The organism is Corynebacterium sp., assembly GCF_030535495.1.
Taxonomy (GTDB): domain Bacteria; phylum Actinomycetota; class Actinomycetes; order Mycobacteriales; family Mycobacteriaceae; genus Corynebacterium.
Window position 1 is genome coordinate 1 of record NZ_JAUNRW010000193.1, and the last position, 1568, is coordinate 1568.

The 1568-nt window shown below is 69.5% G+C and carries 1 protein-coding gene; it reads left to right on the plus strand.

Going from position 1 to position 1568, the window contains the following annotated elements; translation table 11 throughout:
* Positions 1–1533: (Fe-S)-binding protein (locus Q4F73_RS12495; protein WP_303359662.1), on the plus strand; the 1533-nt coding region annotated here is incomplete at its 5' end.
* Positions 1534–1568 lie beyond the last annotated feature (35 nt).

Below are 1568 nucleotides of genomic sequence, written 5' to 3' on the forward strand. Positions count from 1 at the left end.
TTCGGGCACTTCGGCGAGGGCTGCGTGCACGTGCGCATCAGTTTCGATTTCGACTCCGAGGAAGGCCTGCGCACCTTCCGACGCTTCATGCGCGACGCCGCCCGCCTGGTCACCGAGCACGACGGCAGCCTCTCGGGGGAACATGGTGACGGGCGCGCGCGTTCCTCCCTGCTGCGGCAGATGTACTCGCCGGCGCTGCGCGATGTGTTCGAGCAGTTCAAGCTGATGTTCGATCCCGAGCGCGTGTTCAATCCCGGCGTACTCGTGTGGGCCGACGATTTCGGGGAGGGGCTGCGGATGGGGCCGTGGCAGCGGCGGCACGAGATCAGACCGGTGCACGCCCTGGAGGGGGATCGCGGATCGCTGGTCAATGCCGTCAATCGCTGCGTGGGCGTCGGTTCCTGCCGCTCGATGACGGGTGCGATGTGCCCGTCCTTCCAGATCACCCATGATGAGGTCCATTCCACCCGCGGTCGCGCCCGCCTGCTGTCCGAGGCAATGCGCGGCGAGACCCTCGATGGTTTCGCCGCCACGGAGGTGCGCGACGCCCTCGACCTGTGCCTGTCGTGCAAGGCGTGCGCCAGCGAATGCCCGGTCGGCGTGGACATGGCCACGTACAAGGCCGAGTTCCTCCACGAACACCACCGCGGCCTGCGCCCCCGCGCCCATTACGTGCTGGGCTGGCTGCCGCTGCTGCTGCGTTTTCCCTTGCCGGGGTTCCTGCTGCGTCTGCCGGGGATGGCGTGGATCCTCGGCCTGGATCCGGGACGCCCGCTGCCGCGGATGCGTCGCGGGCGGGTGCGCGCCGCCGCAAACGAGGGCACTCCCGTCGTTCTGTGGCCCGACAGCTTTTCGCGAATGGATCCGAGCGCCGCGCAGGCCGCCGTGGACGTTCTCGAGCGCCTCGGCTACCGCGTGGAGATCCCCACCGGCTTCGTCTGCTGCGGCCTGACCTGGCATTCCACCGGCCAGCTCGGCATGGTCCGCCGCGTGCTCGCCCGCACCGCGCGCGTCATGCGCCCGTATCTCGATCGCGGACTGCCCGTGGTCGCCGTCGAGCCCTCCTGCACCGCCATGCTTATCGACGCCCCCTCCCTCACCCCCGATCCCGACATTTCCAGGTTGGCCGCCGCCACCGTCTCCTGGGCGGAGCTGGTGGCACCGAAGCTCGCCGAGGCCGGGGTCTCGGCGCAGGGTCTGCAGGCGTTGACGCAGGTGCATTGCCATGAGCGGAGTGCGGGCCAGCCGGAGCATTCGGCGGCCATCCTCCGGGCCCTGGGGGTGGAGGAGGAGCAGATCGCCACCGGCTGCTGCGGCCTGGCCGGCAACTGGGGCTTCGAACCCGGCCACGCCCAGATGTCCCTGGAGCTGGGGGAGCGGGAGCTGTTTCCGCGGGTGCGCGAGGCTACGGGGGAGGTCATCGCGGACGGATTCTCCTGCCGCACCCAGATTGAGCAGGGCACGGGGCGTCGCGCAAAGCACCTCGCGGAGGTGGTGCGGGAGGTGCTTGACGCACAGGGCACCCTAAGCTAGGTTAGCCTTACCTCAAGCAAGGGAGTGTTGATGGC